Source organism: Corallococcus sp. CA053C (assembly GCF_003611675.1).
In the GTDB taxonomy this organism is placed as follows: domain Bacteria; phylum Myxococcota; class Myxococcia; order Myxococcales; family Myxococcaceae; genus Corallococcus.
In genome coordinates this window covers 1-15636 of record NZ_RAWA01000223.1, presented here as the reverse complement: position 1 = coordinate 15636, position 15636 = coordinate 1, and the positions used below count along the sequence as shown (strand labels likewise).

Genomic DNA, 15636 nt, shown 5'->3' with positions numbered 1-15636 from the left:
CGGGGGCCAGCGCGGGCGTGGCGGTGTTCGCGGGCGGTGCTCCGGGTGCCAGCTCCCTCGAGGACGCGCAGCGCTGGTCGTTGGATCCGTGGCGCCTGCCGGAGCTGTGGCTGGGCCCGTACCTGGCGAACCCCTCCGTGGAGCGCGCGGTGCCGGAGGAGGTGGTCAAGCCGCTGCTGCACACGGGCGGGTTCTCCACGCTGTGGTCGGATTCGTTGTTCATCGGCGTGCCCGTGCTGGTGCTCGCCCTGGCGGCCCTGCGCTTCATTCCCTTCCGACGGTGGGCCCCGTTCGGCGCGGCGTGGACCGCGCTGCTCGCGCTGGCGCTTGGCGCCGCCCTGCCCTTCTATGCGCTGCTCTACGACGTGCTGCCGCTGTGGCGACCGTTCCGCTACCCGGAGAAGCTCGTCGTGCACCTGTCCCTGGGGCTCGCGGTGCTCGCGGGGCTGGGATGGAAGGCCGTGGTGGCGGCTCCGGAGCGCACGCGCTGGACGGCTCGCGCGGCCGGGATCATCGCTGGGTGCCTTGCCGCCGTGGCCCTCGTGGAGCGCGTGGGGGGCGCGTGGTCGCACGCGTTCGTGCTCGGACGCTGGCCCCGCGTTCCCGTGGAGACGCTGGACACGCTGTCGCACGCCTTCAGCACCGCGGGCTTCGTCGCGGCGGGGATCGCGCTGGGCTGCGCGCTCGTCCTGCCGGGGCTCGCGGACTCCCGGATCCGCATGGGCGCGCTGATGGCGCTGCAACTGGGCGCGTCCTTCACCGCGAACGAGCCGCTGTATGTCCTCGGCTCCAACGAGCTGCTGGACAGTCCGCCGACCTTCGTCCTGACCGTACGCGAGCACGCGGCCCAGACCGGGAGCACCGTGCCCCGGGTGTCGTCCCGCATCCAGCGCTACCGCCTGCCCCGCTTCGAGGGCTTCGAGTTCCAGGACAGCGTCGCGCTCATGTCACGCGCCGCGCTGATGCCCAACACGCCCGCGCTGTGGGGCATCGGCACCGCGGAGGCCTACCTGCCCGCCGCGAGCCCGCGCGTGTTGCACCTCCAGGACACCGCGCCCGGCCTCTTCACCGAGCTGCTGCCCGTCTTCGGCGTGCGATTCAGCGCCTACACCCCGGAGACCTACGAAGCGCTGAAGCAGAAACCGGGGCCGGTGGTGGCACGCGACACCGTGTTCGACCTGCTGCTGGTGGAACACACCGACGCCCGACCGCGCCTCTCGGTGGCGAGGCCCCGGTGCGTGCCCGACGCCGAGGCGGCGCTCGTCCTCCTCCGCGATGCGTCCTTCCGAGCCAGCGCCCAGGCCGCGGTGGAATGCGGCGACGTGCTCCTTCCCGACGCTCGCACCGCGCCCCTCAACGGCCTCGTCCGCGTGGAACAGGATGCGCCCGAACACCTGGTGATGCAGGTGGAGACGCCCGAGGACGCGGTGTTCCTCGTCAACGACGCATGGCAGGCCGGATGGTCCGCCACCGTCGATGGCGTCCCCGCGAAGCTGCTCCCCGCCAACGTCGCGGTGCGCGCCGTGCCCACCCCCCGGGGCCAGCACCGCGTCGAGATGCGCTACCGCGTGCCCGGCCTGCTGCCCGGTGTCCTCCTCTGCGCCGCGACCTGGCTGGCGCTGGCCATGGCCGAAGGGTGGCGGCGTCACCGTCACGCCCGGGAGGCGCGGTCCGCCGTGCTCCAGCCCCCTCCCGACCAGGTCGCCTGAGCAACCACCTACCCGAGCGGTCGGCTGTCCCCTCAAGGGTCGTTCATTCAACAGTGCCCTTCCCCGAAGCCGGGGGACGGGGGTTGGAACCGTGGCGCGGGTGCCTAGCTTGGTTCCCCACCCCCTTCCCTGGACTTCCTCCGTGGCGATCCCCCCTCGCACCGACGTCCGTCCGCCCGCCTTCCCGCGCCGCGTGCTGTCCGCGCTCCTGGGCGCGACCCTGCTCCTGTCCACGACCTCCGCGAGCGCGCAGTCCGCGCCCACGCCGCTGGAGGACAACCGCACCATCACGCTGGGCTACATCGGCATCGCGTATGAGCTGGGCGGCATCATCGACCCCACGCTGCAACCCGGTGGCACCAGCAACGCACGTCCGAACTGGTTCACCTTCGCGCCCCACGCCTCCCAGGCCGGCGGCAAGGGCATGTACAGCGCGGCGCTCGCGCGGCACTTCATCGCCGCGGTGCGGCTGCAGCCCTCGCTGTCGCTGACGAACGCGTTGGACCGGCTGGGCCTCACCGGCGCGACGCGGCTCCAGCTCCAGGACCTGTCCCTCCAGCTCATCGCGCAGGGTCTCACCGCCGACGCGGCGGCGGCGCTGAGCGTGATGACCAGCTCGCTCAACGTCGCGGTGCTCGCGGATTCGCGCACCCTGCTCGCCACCGCGTCGCGCCTGGGCGCGCTGTACTGGAGCGCTCCGGGCCTGTCGCCACTCGACAAGACGGAGGTCATCGTCGTCACGCTGGAGCGCACGCTGCACGAGGGCAACCTCGCCATCTTCAACGACATCGGCGGCTCCGCGCGCCTGTACCTGGACTGGCGCGCCGCCGCGACGGGCGCCATCACGCCGGAGCGCGTGCTTACGGAGTTCACCCTCGTGGACGCCGTCAACACGGAGGCCCAACAGGCGTATGACTTCGCGCTCGCGCACGCGGAGGACGTCCCGCGTCCGCGGCGCATGGACCTGCTCTTCCCCGGCCTGCACTGGAAGAGCCTGCTGGTGGCGGCCTTCGCCGTCTACGAGGAGGCGCGCCTCGCGCCCACGCCCGCACGGCGCGACGCGCTCATCGCCATGGGCAACAACTACGTCGCGTGGCGCGAACAGCGCGACCAGGCCCAGCCCGTCTTCACGCCCGCGGGCAACCCCACCGACGAGGTGTCCCGCGCGGCCGTGCTCCAGGCCCTGACGCCGTTCCTGATGACGGACTTCGGCACGGTCCGCTGGACCTACGCGGACTTCGCCTACGCCCAGCCGGACCGCGACGGCAGCCCGCTCACCTCCCCTCCGACCGAGTACAGCTGGGCGGACTTCTGGGACCGCTGGAACGGCATCCTCTTCGCGTTCGACTCGGCCTACACGCGGCCCTCGGAGCTGTGGGTCATGCCAGAACCCCTCACGGACCCGCTCGGCTGACAGACCACCGCGCGACTATTCCGCTCTGGCTTGACGGGTGCGGGCGGCGTGCGGGAGCGTGCCCCTTCTGATGAGTCCCCTCCCTGGCGGTCCGTTCGAGCCCGCTCGCCCCGTCTCCGCGGACGACCCGCACGCGGCGAGCACCGGCGTTACTCGCACGATGAAGGACGCCACGCAGCTTCCGCTCCCGGCCGACGAGGCCAGCATGTCCGCGCAGACCCGCTTGCAGGTCCTGCGGGAGATGATGGCCGAGGCGTTCCTGGCGCTGGATGCGCAGGGGAACATCCAGGAGTTGAACCACCGCGCCGCGTCCCTGCTGAGTCTGCCGCATGAGCGCTGCGAGGGCCTGACGCCGTGGGCGGCGCAGCCCGGGCTGGCTGGGACGCCGCTGCACGAGCGACTGCTGGACGCGCTCGCCACGCGTGAGCCCGCGCGGTTCCTGTCGGAGCTGCCCTCCGGGGTGTGGCTGGAGGTGTCGGTGCGCCCGGTGGGCGGCGAGATGTGGGTGCTCGCCACGGACATCACCCGTCGGCAGCGCGCGGAGAACGAGGCCGCGCGCACCGACGAGCGCTTCCGCCAACTGGGCGAGCGCTTCCAGGTGGCGCTGGAGTCCGCGCAGATGGCGGTGTGGGAGACGAACCTGGTGACGGGGCAGGTGTTCCGCTCGGAGGGACACGACCGGCTCTACGGCTACCCGCAGCCCCTGGCCGAGTGGACGCACGAGCAGTTCCTCGCGTCGCTGCACCCGGACGACCGGCCGGCGGTGGAAGCGCAGGTGACGTCCATCTTCCACAACGACGTGCTGGCGTACGCCTCCACGTTCCGCACGCGCTGGCCGGACGGCTCGTGGCACTGGCTCAACAGCCGCGCGCGCGTCATCCGCGACGCGAACGGGCGGGTGATGGTGGTGCGCGGCGCCATCCTGGACATCACCGCGCTCAAGGAGACGGAAGAGGCGCTGCAGGAGGCGGTGCGCACGCGCGACGACTTCCTGTCGCTGGCGAGCCACGAGCTGCGCACGCCGCTCACGTCGCTGCGCCTCCAGGTGGACCTGCTGCGCCGCATGTCCACGTCGGCCGGGGACGAGACGATCGGATCCCCGAAGGTGTCGTCGCGGCTGGAGTCCGCGGACCGGCAGCTGCGGCGGCTGGGCGCGCTGCTGGAGAACCTGCTGGACGTCAGCCGGATCCGCACGGGCAAGCTGGACTTCGACCTGGCGCCGGGAGATCTGGCGACGGTGGTGGAGGACCTGGCCGCGCGGTTCGCGGACGAGGCGAAGCAGGCCGGCGTGGAGCTGCACGCGCACGTGGACGGGCCGGCGCCGTGCCGGTTTGATCCGCTCCGGATGGAGCAGGTGGTCAGCAACCTGATGGCCAATGCGCTGCGCTACGGCCGGGGCACGCCGGTGCGCGTGTGGCTGCGCCAGCAGGCCGGAGAGCTGCGGCTGACGGTATGTGACAGCGGCCCGGGTGTCCCCGCTTCCGAACGCGAGCGCATCTTCCAGCGCTTCGCCCAGGGCCAGGGCTCCGCGCGTACGGGGGGCCTGGGGCTGGGGCTCTACATCGTGCGGCAGATATTGGAAGCGCACGGCGGCCGCGTCTGGGTGGAGGACGCGCCCGGGGGTGGCGCGGCCTTCGTGGTGACGCTGCCGCTGGATGGCGCCGCGTAGGCCACGCGGAGCGCGGGCCCCTTCAGCCGAAGCGCTGGCGGAACGTGCGCAGGTTGGGCCCCTGCCCGTCCCGCTCGTACACCGCGAACACCACGCGACTGAACGCGCCCGCCATCGTGGACAGCCCGCGCGCGAAGGCCTCCGCCGCGTCATGCGGGTTGTTGCGGAACGCGCCGCAGCCCCACGCGCCCAGGATGAGCGTGCGGTGCCCGTGGTGCGCCGCCACCTGGAGCACCTTGAGCGCCCGGTCGAACAGCACCTCGCGCAGCTTCAGCGCGACCTCCGAATCCTTCGTCGGCAGCAGCTTCGCGTTGGGCGCGGGCGCGGTGACGAGCGACACGGGGTACGGACGCTCCAGCAGGTCGTAGTGCTCGTTGCGGAAGAACGGCACGTCGGGCGAATACAGCAGGTGGTCCGTGTACAGCGGCGAGCGCGCCTTGCGGTTCACCTCGTAGTACTCCGGCCACTTCAGCAGGCACGGATACAGCGCCGAGCACCGCGCCAGGTCCTCCTCCTGCGCCTTCGCGCCCGTGAGGAAACCGCCGCCCGGGTTCACCGCCGACGCGAAGTTGAGCGCGAGCACCCGCTGCTCGCCCTCCAATTCCACCAGCCGGCGCGCGGCCTCGCCCGTCTTCTCCGCTGTCACTTCGACCGAGAAGCCGCTCACGGGCGAAGGGCGCGTGAGGCGCTCGAAGTCGCCGGGGCGCAGCAGCACCGTGCCCTGGACCGCGTGGGCCACCGCGTCGCGGACGGACACCTCGCGGCCGGAGAGCGCCACGTAGGTGCCCTCCTCCACGATGCGCAGGGTCTCGTCCGCGACCTGCGTCAGGCCCATGACGTCATTCGCAGCCGATGCGCGTGGTGGCCACCGCGAGGTCGTCGATCCACGTCTCCGACGCGGAGTCGCCGTGCGGGTGCACGAAGCCATAGCCCACCGCGAAGTTGCTGAACGGCCGCATGCCCACGTTCGGGAAGTCGAACGCCTGCGCGCCGTTCACCCAGACCTGCGCATGGCCCGTGGTGGCCGTCGCCGTGGCGCGCTGCACGCCCCACTCGATGCAGGTCCACTGGTTGGGCGACGTCTTCACCGTCACGGGATCCTGGAGGTTCCAGCCCGTGCCCTCGATGCCGCTCCAGTCATCCAGCGCGAAGCCGCCGTTGATCATGCCCTGCAGCTCGATGCCGCCGAAGTTGTTTTCCTTGGGTGAGAACAGGATGAAGTACGTCCCCATCACGTCCTGGGGCGCCGCCCGGTTCAGGTACACGTACGCGCGCGCATAGAGCGTCGTGCCGAACGTGGGGATGTCCTTGCGCAGGTGCGCGATGGTCTGCGGATCCGCCTCCTGGCCCAGCGGGAACTCGTTGTGGCCCGCCTCCGTCACCACGTGCAGCGCGCCGCTGCCAGAGCGGGTGCGCGTGCCATCGATGGCGATGGTCGCGTTGTGCTCCTCGTCCGGGGTCTTCCAGCCGTTCTGCCCGTTGTCGAAGTTCTCGCAGAGGATGGCGTTGGCCGGGCACTTGCCGTTGCCGGTGCCGCCCGTGCCCCCATCCGTTCCGGGTGACGTGCCACCGTCCGGGTCGCCGCCCGTATCGCCGTCGTCACTGCACGCGGGCAGCGCGCCCACCGCGAGGGAAGCCATCAACAACGCCAGTGCCGAAGTCGAACGCATGGGTCCTTCCGAGGAATGGGTCGCGGGCGTCGCGCTCCTGCGGCGCGAACCCACGACGTGATGCAGTCCTAGCACGGCCCCCCGTCGTCGCTGGAATGGGGCCCGGAGGACCCGGGAATCCAGCAGGCGGGCAGGCCCGCGCGTGGGTGACGAGAGGCCCCCGGGGACCATACGGCTGTCGTGAACTGATGGATGCGCGCCCGTCGCGATCACAAGTGCTCACTAGCGGCCCACGGCCCTGCCCGACGGGTGCGTGTTGCCGTTCCGGCCCGTACTGCTTTCAATGTGAAGTGCTGTCGCCAGGGGCGTCACCCTCACGGGCAGCACGGCGGAACGAGGTGGGAGCGGGTGGGGTTTCCTGGCATCGGGGGAGAGCTGCAGATGGCAGATGCCTTCCGAGGACTCACGGTCGTCGAGCCTCCGGCCGACGCGGGGCTCTCCGGCCGTGACGCGCCCACCGCGCGGCACCTGCCGCCCACGGGCTCCGTGGCGCTCGTCTTCACCGACATCCAGGGGTCCACGCGGTTGTGGGAGCGGTGTGGCGCGAGCATGCGCGACGCGCTGGAGCTGCACGACAACGTGTTGCGAGCGCTGCTGCGAGGCACGGACGGCTACGAGGTGAAGTCGCAGGGGGACGCCTTCATGCTCGCCTTCGCGTCGCCGGTGGAGGCAGTGCGGTGGTGCCTGCGCGCCCAGGAAGCGCTCCTGCACGCGAGCTGGCCCGCGGCCCTGCTGGCGGAGCCGGACGCGGCGGAGGAGTACGCGCCCGAGGGGCTGACCCACCGGGGGCTGCGCGTGCGCATGGGTGTGCACGTGGGCGAGCCCGAGTGCCGCGTGGATCCGTCCACCCACCGGCTGGACTACCTGGGGCCGCCGGCGAACCTCGCGGCGCGCGTGGCGGACGCGGGCCACGGTGGCCAGGTGCTCTTGAGCAGCGCGGCGTGGGCCCGGGTCGCGCCGGAGCTGCAAGCGCTGGGGATGCCCGTCGCGCGCACGCTGGGGGTCTTCCGGCTGCGCGGCGTGGGCGACAGCGTGACGCTGGTGGAGCTGTCGCCCGCGTCCCTCGCGCACCGGCGCTTCGCGGCGCTGCGTGCCCCCCGCGAGCGGCCCGGCAACGTGCCCGCGGTACGGCAGGACCTGGTGGGTCGCGCCGAGGAGCTGGACCTCTTGCGCCAGTGGGTGAGCGAGGGCGCGCGGCTGATCAGCATCCTGGGCCCCGGCGGCATGGGGAAGACGCGGCTCGCCACCCACTTCGGAGGGCTGGAGTCGGACGCGGGCGGCTGGGAGGGCGGCGTCTGGCGGTGCGACCTGGAGGAGGCGCTGACGGCGGACGACCTCTGCCACGCGGTGGGGCGGGCCCTGGGCGTGCCGCTGGCGGCGGACGGCGATGGCAGCACGCCCGCGGAGCGGCTGGGCCGGGCGCTCGACGGATGCGGGGACGTGCTGGTCATCCTCGACAACGTGGAGCAGGTGGTGCGGCACGTGCCGGCGACGCTCGGGCGGTGGCGGGTGCTGGCGCCGCGCGCGCGCTTCCTCGTCACCACGCGCGAGGCCCTGCGGCTGCCCGGGGAGCGCGTGTTGGATCTCGCCCCGCTGGGGCTGCCGCAGGCGGGCGAGACGCGCTGGGACGCCATCATCCACTCGGACGCGGTGCGGCTGTTCGTGCAGCGGGCCCATGAGGCGCGCGGCGACTTCCTGCTGAGCCCCGCGGAGGCGCCGTGCGTCGCGGACATCGTGCGGCAATTGGACGGCATCGCGCTCGCCATCGAGCTGGCCGCCGCGCGCGTGAGCGTGATGGGCGTGGAGCAGCTCCGCGACCGGCTGGCGAAGCGCTTCGAGCTGCTGCGCGGCGGACGGCGCGACGCGCCCGAGCGACAGGCCACGCTGCGGGGCGCCATCGACTGGTCGTGGAACCTGCTGGAGCCGGCCGAGCGCGCAGCGCTGGCGCAGTGCTCGGTGTTCCGGGGCGGCTTCACGCTCGAAGCCGCCGAAGCGGTGCTCGTGTTGCCGGACGGATCGCCGGACGTGCTGGAGGTGCTGCACTCGCTGCGCGCCCGCTCGCTCCTGTTCGCGCGCGAAGTGGGAGCGCCCGGAGGCTTCCTGCGACTGGGGCTGTACGAGAGCATCCGTGAGTACGCGGCGCTGCGCCTGCGCGAGCGCGGCGACGGCGCGGACTGCGAAGCCCGGCACGCGGACTGCTACCTCCAGCTCGCGGGTCGCCTGCGGGAGCGGGTGCAGCGCACGGGAGGGGCAGCGGCGCTGCGGCGGCTGGCCCTGGAGCGCGAGAATCTCTTGGCCGCGTGCGACAACGCGATGGCGGTGCGGCCCGCGACCGCGGAGTCGCTGGGCCGCGCGCTGGAGACGCTGGTGGCGCTGGAGCCGGATGCGCGCACGCGCGGGCCGGTGGGGCTGCTGCTGGAGCGGCTGGAGCGGGCGGTGGACGCGTCGTCCCATGTGCCGGTGGCGCCGCTGAATCGCGCGGACGCGCTGGCGGTGATGGGCCGCGCGTACCTGGACGCGGGCCAGCCGGAAGCCGCGCGCAGGGCGCTGGAGGAGGTGCGGAGCGTCTTCCACACGCTGGGCGAAGCGGCGTCGGAGAAGCGCGTGCTCGTGGACCTGTCCATCGTCGCCCGCCATGCCGGGGACGTGGCCACCGCGTGGACACTGGTGGGTGACGCGCAGGCGCTTCCCTCCCGGGGCGACCGCTGGCTGGAGGCCTACGCGGTGGGCAACCTGGGCCTCGTCGAACAGGTGCGGCGCGGCCCGCAGGCGGCCATCCCCCACCTGCGCGCGGCGCTGGCGCTGTTCCGCGAGGTGGGCGACGTGACGTTCGAGGTGGGCTTCCTCACCAACTGCGCGGTGGCCATCGGCGAGGCGGGCGACACCGGCGAGGCGGTGCTGCTGCTGGGTGAAGCGCTGGCCCGCGCGACGAGCGTGGAGGACCGCACCGGACAGGCGCTGGCGAGGCTCAACCTGGGCTGCTACCTGCTGGACGTGGGCAGCCTCGCGGAGGCGTGCGAGCACCTGGAGGCCGCGGTGCGCGTCTCGCGGCTCATGGGCCAGCGGCTGCTGGAGGGCACGTCGCTGGGAGAGCTGGGGCGCGCGTCGCTCGCCAGGGGTGAATGGAAGCAGGCCCGCTCCGCGCTGGGTGAAGCGGTGAGCATCCTGGGCCGTGCGTCCCGCTGGCAGGCCCTGCGCTTCATCGCGCACCTCGCCGCGCTGGAGGCCACGTGTGGCGAGCTGCGCGCGGCCCGCGAGGGCTTCGCGGCGGTGGAGGGCGCTCCAGAGCTGCGCGAGGACCCGGCCCTGCGCCAACTGGTGGACCTGCTGCGCGCCACCCTGGACCTCGCCGAGGCCAGCGCCGCCCCGACAGGCAGCGGCGAAGGCCACGAAGCCCGGAGCGCGGCGTGGCGTCGCATCGAAGCCGCGCGGCACGCCCCGCGAGAGACGGCCTCGTCGGACATCCGCGGCGCGCTGCGCTTCCTGGAGGCCCACCCCTGCGTCGCCGAATCACACCCGAGCCTCTGAAGGCCCCCTGCCCCGCTACGGCTTCGCGGCGGGTGCTTGCGCGGGCTTCGCGAAGCGGCGGAAGAAGCTGTCGTCGTTCCAGCGCGGACGCTCGGGCGCATCCGCCACCGCCAGCGTCATCCCGGTCATGAACGTGATGAAGCGCGCGGCGCCCTCGCGGTCCACCGGCTGGGACACGTCATCCGACGGCGCGTGGTAGCGGTCGTTCAGCCACTGCTTGATGATCTTCTGCTCCGGCGAGCCCGGCGTGTAGCCGAACTTGAAGGCCATCGCGGGCACGCCCTCGCGGATGAACGAGTACTGATCGCTTCGCACGAACGCGTTGCGATCCGGCTCCGGATCCGGGAGCACCTGCACGCCCTGCTGCGTGGCCACCTGGGTGAGCGTCGCGGCCAGCGTGGACTCGTCCTTGCCGTGCGCGATGACGGACGTGAACGGCCAGAGGGGCATGAACATATCCAGGTTGAGGTCCGCCACCAGCGAGGAGGCGGGCACGGGCGGCCGGGACGCGAAGTACTTCGACCCGAGCAGCCCCTTCTCCTCCCCCGTCACCAGCACGAAGAGCACCGAGCGCTTCGGCTTCCGGGGTTGGTCGTGCAGCGCCCGCGCGACCTCCAGCAGCGCGGCCACGCCGGACGCGTTGTCCATGGCGCCGTTGTACAGGCGGTCGCCCTTCACCGGGTCGCCGAGGCCCACGTGGTCCAGGTGCGCGCTGAGCACCACGTACTCCTTCGCGAGCACTGGATCCGCGCCGGGCATGACGCCCACGACGTTCATCGACTTCAACGGCTTCACGTCGATGGCGAGCTTCACCTTGAGGCGCGAGGGCAGATCGAACTTCGGCAGCGGCTGGTCCGCGTTGGCCAGCGCCACCAGCGCCTCGTAGGTGTGCGGCGCGCCCTCGAAGAACTTCTGCGCGTGCACCACGTTCACGACCGTCGCCACCTTCAGGCCGCGCGAGTCATTCAGCGCCGGCTCCGCGAACAGCACCGTGGGGTTCCGGCTGGAGCCCACCACGCGCTCCCACGGCAGCTCCAGCATCTTCGGGTTCTGGAGGTAGACGTACCCCACGGCCCCCGCGGCCTTGAGCACCTTCACGCGCTCCGTCCACGAGGAGAAGTGGGACTTCAGCGGGCCCGGGATGTTGCCGGGTCCACCCTGGAGGATGACCACCACCTTGCCCTTCAGGTCCAACCCCGCCAGGTCGTCGTAGCCCTTCTCCGGGATGGACAGGCCGTACCCCACGAACACCAGCGGCGCGTCCACGGTGCCGCTGTCGCCCTGCCGCGCGGACAGGACAACGTCCTCGCCCTGCACCAGCGGGAGCGTCTGGCCGTCGCGCACCAGCGCGATGCTGGACTTCGCCTCGTTGAGGCGGTGTGACTTCAAGGCCATGGGCTGCAGGAAGCCCGTCTTCATCACCGGCTTCACGCCCAGCGCGGCCAGCTCCTTGGAGACGTAGCCCGCGGCGATCTCATGGCCCTTGCTGCCCGTGTCACGCCCTTCCAGCGCGTCACTGGAGAGGACCTCGACGTGCTTCCACCAACGGTCGCTCCCGGACACGGGTGGCTCGGCGGCGAAGGCCCCGGAGGAGACGAACAGCGCGAGCGCGGCGACGGAAGAGGCTCGGTTCATGAGGACGCGTTTAGGGCGACGGGCGCCCGGGACGCAACCGCGATGTCCCCACCCGGGCAGGCGACCCCGGGCGGCTCAGGTGACGGCCTCAGGCCCGCACGCCCAGCCGCCGGCCGCGCAGCTCCGACAGCGTGCGCGCATCCAGCAGCACCGCGGACTTCTCCTGCGGGGACAGGGGCTCCACCGCGCCCGCCAGCAGCTTGCGCCGCGCGGAGGCGAGCGCCCCGGGGACGCCCGCCGTCGGGTGGGCCTCCAGGAGGGCCAGGTGCAGCGCGTGCGCGCGCGGATCCGTGAGCACGTGATCCAGCGCGTCGTCCACCGGCTCCAGCCCCTCTTCGGAGAGCTCCTGCGCGCGCACCAGCACGGCGGGCGGCGCGACCTCCTCCGGGATGAGGAACAGGCCCCGGCGCTGCGCCCACAGGCCCAGCGACGCGCGCGCGGTGTAGACGGAGATGGCCGGGGCCAGCCACAGCCCCAGGATGACCGGCGACAGCCACGCCAGCATCCCCGGTGCCACCGCCACCGTCAGCGCCGCGAGCACCACGCCCACCGCCATATGCCACTTGTGCCGCCGGAAGGCCTCCGACCACGGCAGATCGGTGTCCTCGCGCTGCTGGCTGGACCACGTCACGCGGTAGCCCAGCAGCGTCCCGAACACGAAGTGGGACTGGAACAGCATCATCACCGGCGCCATCAGCGTGGACACCACGCCCTCCAGCGCCACGCTCAGCACCAGCTTGAAGCGGCCGCCCATGCGCGCGGCCTCCGCGCGGTCCGCGAGCACCAGCCCCAGGCCCATGAGGCGGGGGATCCACAGCATCGCCAGCGACGCGGCCATCAGCCGCAGCGCGCCCGCCGTGTCGAACGCGTCCCCACCGGGCAGCGTGGACTGGAAGTCCACCAGCGTGACCGGGGAGAAGAACCACTCGTGCAGCGCGGCGAACAAGCCAGACACCAGGAAGATGAGCCACAGGGGCGACGCCACGTACGACATCACGCCCATGAGGAAGTGCATCCGGCTCATCGGGTGCAGGCCGCCCGCCATCACCAGGCCCAGGTGCTGGAGGTTGCCCTGGCACCAGCGGCGGTCGCGCTGCGCGTACGCCAGCAGGTCCGGGGGCGGCTGCTCGTAGCTGCCACCAAGCTCCGGCACCAGCCACACCGTGAAGCCCGCGCGACGCATCAGCGCCGCCTCCACGAAGTCATGGCTGAGGATGTGGCCGCCGAAGGGCTGCTGCCCCGGCAGCACCGGCAGGCCGCAGTGCTCGATGAAGGGCGCCATGCGCAGGATGGCGTTGTGGCCCCAGTAGTTGGAGTCCCCCAGCTGCCACGCCGCGGCGCCCGCCGCCACGATGGGCCCGTACATGCGGCCCGCGAACTGCTGCAGGCGCGCGAACAGCGTGGAGCGGCCCACGTTCTGCGGCGGCACCTGGAGGATGCCGGCGCCCGGGTTCAGCTCCATCAGCCGGGCCATCTTCACCACACTGTCGCCCGCCATCAGGCTGTCGGCGTCCAGCACCAGCAGGAAGTCGTAGCGGCGGCCCCAGCGCTCGCAGAAGTCGGCCAGGTTGCCGGCCTTCTTGCCGGTGTTGTCCGAGCGGCGCCGGTAGAAGATGCGGCCCTGCCCGTTCACCCGACGGCACAACTCCGACCACGCCAGCTCCTCCGCGACCCACGCCTCCGCGCGCGTGGAGTCGCTGAGCACGTAGAAGTCGAACGCCTCCAGGAGACCCGTGGCCGCCACCGATTCGTAGGTGGCCTGCACGTGCGCGAACACCGACGCCGGATCCTCGTTGTGGATGGGCATCACCACCGCGGTGCGGCGCGTGAGCGGCCCCGCGGCTTCGGCCTCCGTCGGCCAGCGCAGGCCCGGCACGCGGCGGTTCGACACGAGCTGCACGAAGCCCGCGACACCGCCCCAGAACGACAGCGCGATCCACGCGAAGCACAGCGTGAACAGCGCCAGGACCAACAGCTCCGGCACCGTGGTGCCCCGGGCGCTCAGCAGCCGGTGCATCTCCACGGATGCAAACCCGGTGGTCAGGGCCGCCAGCCCCAGCACCATGACGCGGCGAGGACGGGCCATGGCCGGCGAGTACGGTTCGGCGTTCATGCGTGCTCCAGGCCTAGCGCGACGGCGACACGTCCGCCCGGCTGTCCGGACGCAGCCAGCGGCGCACCAGCTCCATGAAGGGATTGAGCACGAGCACCTGCTCGCGCATCTGGCAGGGCACCTCCGCCGGGGCCGCCATCGGCACCGACTCGCACACCGCGCGGCGCCACGCCTCCGGCAGGTTTCGCGGCTCGCGCATCAGCACGTCCGCGCCCCAGCGCGCGCCGCCCACCAGGACGAACGCGGCCCGGCCGCGCACGAGCAGCGACGGACCGACATGCGACGGACCGAGCACCCAGCTCGCCAGGCGCTCCAGGTCTCCACGGCCGGTGAAGCCGAAGTCCTGGAAGAAGCCCTCCAGCGCTTCGCGGGTGTCCGCGCGGGCCTGGGGCATCTCCGGGGCGAAGGAGAGGAAGGGGTGCGTGGTCACGGAATCCACAGGTAGCTCCAGGTCTCGGTGAGGGTCTCGGAACCGCGTTTCAGGAAGCAGCGAAGCTCGATGGGGCCTTCGCCATCAGGCAGAAGCTCGAAGGCCGCGCGGTAGCCGCCGGTGATGGCGTGGGCCTCCGCGCGCGGATGCAGCACCTGGCCCCGGGAAGCCGTGACGACCGCTTCCACCGGGCCCGTGCCCTCCCCGTTGCCGGGGGTGAAATCGAGGACGAAGCGACGCGCCCCCACCCGGGTGCCCGCCGCGACACGCGTCGCAGCGACGACGGACCCACCGGCCTTCACGCCCTCGGGCGCGAAGCCCCAGGACAGCCGATACGAGAACCCAAGGTGTGCACCCGCCGGCACCGGCGCATCCGGCACCCAGAAGGCCACGACGTTGTCGTGGATCTCCTCGCGGGTGGGGATCTCCACCAGCCGCACGGAGCCCTGCCCCCAGTCCCCCACCGGCTCCACCCAGGCACCCGGCCGGCGCTCGTAACGCGCCTCCAGGTCCTCGTAGCTGGTGAACGCCTGGTCGCGCTGCAGCAGGCCGAAGCCCGCGAGCCCGCCCGTGTGGAAGCTGCTCACCTGGAGCTGCCGGGGGTTCTTCAGCGGGCGCCACAGCTTCTCGCCGTTCTTCATCCACACGGAGAGGCCGTCGGAGTCGTGCACCTCGGGGCGGAAGTCGTCGAAGTCGCCCCGGTCGTTCTCGCCAAAGAGATACATGCTGGTGAGCGGCGCCAGGCCCCACTGCCGCACCTGCTTGCGCGCGAACACCGTCGCCTGCACCTCCATCACCGTCTGGACACCCGGGCGGATGGCGAAGCGATACGCGCCCGTGGCGCTGGGGCTGTCGAGCAGCGCGTGCACCACCACCGTGTCCGCGCCCGCCGCCGGCGTCTCCAGCCAGAACTCGCGGAACGTGGGGAACTCCTCGCCCTCCGGCAGCGCCGTGTCGATGGCGAGCCCGCGCGCGGACAGCCCGTAGAGGTTGCCCTTGCCCAGCGCGCGGAAGTAGCTGGCCCCGAGGAAGGCGACGAGCTCGTCGTAGTAGCCCTTCGTGTTCAGCGGCGCGTTGATGCGGAAACCCGCGAAGCCGTTCACCTTGCCCTTGGGCGGCGTGCCCACCAGGGCCCCGTAGGTGAACTGGTCCGTGGAGAACGGCAGCGCTCGCGCCTTGCCGCCCTCCACCACGTTCACCCCCACGGGGCGCGTGTAATAGAAGCCCGGATGGAAGAACTGCGCCCGGAAGGGCAGCCCCCCGGCCTTCCACAGCGAGCTCTCCTCACGGAAGCGGATGTCCCGGTACTGATCGTAGGTGAGCGCCTCGAAGGACGGCGGCACCCCGACGGGCGGCTCCTGGTACGGCTTCGCGGCCAGCGCACGGGCCTTCTCCAGCACCGTGTCAGCGGAAAACCCCGACCCTGCCCCGCGCCCCGCCGGGGCCGGGTCGGGGTTTTCCGCTGACA

At 72.3% G+C, this 15636-nt stretch carries 10 protein-coding genes; 4 read left to right on the top strand and 6 right to left on the bottom strand.

Going from position 1 to position 15636, the window contains the following annotated elements:
* The 3 genes from D7V97_RS26090 to D7V97_RS26080 form a co-directional block, all read left to right on the top strand.
* Window positions 1-1709 (top strand): YfhO family protein (locus D7V97_RS26090; protein ID WP_147444980.1); only part of this gene is annotated, 1709 nt, incomplete at its 5' end.
* Window positions 1710-1851: 142 nt separating this feature from the next.
* Window positions 1852-3123: a hypothetical protein gene (locus D7V97_RS26085; RefSeq protein WP_233583213.1), complete on the top strand. Its 1272-nt coding sequence runs from the start codon at window positions 1852-1854 to the stop codon at window positions 3121-3123.
* Window positions 3124-3193: 70 nt separating this feature from the next.
* The gene (locus D7V97_RS26080) at window positions 3194-4792 is read left to right on the top strand and encodes a PAS domain-containing sensor histidine kinase (RefSeq protein WP_120613349.1); all 1599 of its coding nucleotides are present in this window, start codon (window positions 3194-3196) and stop codon (window positions 4790-4792) included.
* Window positions 4793-4814: 22 nt separating this feature from the next.
* On the opposite strand, the gene D7V97_RS26075 is transcribed toward D7V97_RS26080, so the two are convergent.
* Both D7V97_RS26075 and D7V97_RS26070 read right to left on the bottom strand, forming a co-directional pair.
* On the bottom strand, window positions 4815-5627 hold the full coding sequence (locus tag D7V97_RS26075) for a TIGR02452 family protein (RefSeq protein ID WP_120613348.1): 813 nt from the start codon (window positions 5625-5627) through the stop codon (window positions 4815-4817).
* Between the two features lie 4 nt (window positions 5628-5631).
* The gene (locus D7V97_RS26070) at window positions 5632-6462 is read right to left on the bottom strand and encodes a hypothetical protein (RefSeq protein WP_120613347.1); all 831 of its coding nucleotides are present in this window, start codon (window positions 6460-6462) and stop codon (window positions 5632-5634) included.
* 381 nt (window positions 6463-6843) lie between these two features.
* On the opposite strand from D7V97_RS26070, the gene D7V97_RS26065 reads away from it, so the two are divergent.
* Complete coding sequence (locus D7V97_RS26065; protein ID WP_120613346.1) at window positions 6844-9990, top strand: adenylate/guanylate cyclase domain-containing protein; 3147 nt, start codon at window positions 6844-6846, stop codon at window positions 9988-9990.
* A gap of 15 nt (window positions 9991-10005) precedes the next feature.
* Here the strand turns inward: D7V97_RS26065 and D7V97_RS26060 are convergent, their stop codons facing one another.
* The 4 genes from D7V97_RS26060 to D7V97_RS26045 form a co-directional block, all read right to left on the bottom strand.
* A complete protein-coding gene (locus D7V97_RS26060) occupies window positions 10006-11625 on the bottom strand; it encodes a M28 family metallopeptidase (protein WP_120613345.1) in 1620 nt (539 codons plus the stop codon).
* Window positions 11626-11713: 88 nt separating this feature from the next.
* A complete protein-coding gene (mdoH, locus tag D7V97_RS26055) occupies window positions 11714-13738 on the bottom strand; it encodes a glucans biosynthesis glucosyltransferase MdoH (protein ID WP_120613344.1) in 2025 nt (674 codons plus the stop codon).
* A 13-nt stretch (window positions 13739-13751) separates the two neighbouring features.
* Window positions 13752-14177 (bottom strand): hypothetical protein, encoded by a 426-nt coding sequence (locus tag D7V97_RS26050; RefSeq protein WP_120613343.1) that lies wholly within the window; start codon window positions 14175-14177, stop codon window positions 13752-13754.
* Complete coding sequence (locus tag D7V97_RS26045; protein ID WP_120613342.1) at window positions 14165-15568, bottom strand: glucan biosynthesis protein; 1404 nt, start codon at window positions 15566-15568, stop codon at window positions 14165-14167. The genes D7V97_RS26050 and D7V97_RS26045 overlap by 13 nt, the downstream gene beginning before the upstream one ends.
* Window positions 15569-15636 lie beyond the last annotated feature (68 nt).

Bases quoted from the DNA above. Each gene is read 5' to 3' on its own strand.
- mdoH (WP_120613344.1), bottom strand. From the start codon at position 13,738: ATGAACGCCGAACCGTACTCGCCGGCCATGGCCCGTCCTCGCCGCGTC.
- D7V97_RS26075 (WP_120613348.1), bottom strand. From the start codon at position 5,627: ATGGGCCTGACGCAGGTCGCGGACGAGACCCTGCGCATCGTGGAGGAG.
- D7V97_RS26080 (WP_120613349.1), top strand. From the start codon at position 3,194: ATGAGTCCCCTCCCTGGCGGTCCGTTCGAGCCCGCTCGCCCCGTCTCC.
- D7V97_RS26065 (WP_120613346.1), top strand. From the start codon at position 6,844: ATGGCAGATGCCTTCCGAGGACTCACGGTCGTCGAGCCTCCGGCCGAC.
- D7V97_RS26070 (WP_120613347.1), bottom strand. From the start codon at position 6,462: ATGCGTTCGACTTCGGCACTGGCGTTGTTGATGGCTTCCCTCGCGGTG.
- D7V97_RS26060 (WP_120613345.1), bottom strand. From the start codon at position 11,625: ATGAACCGAGCCTCTTCCGTCGCCGCGCTCGCGCTGTTCGTCTCCTCC.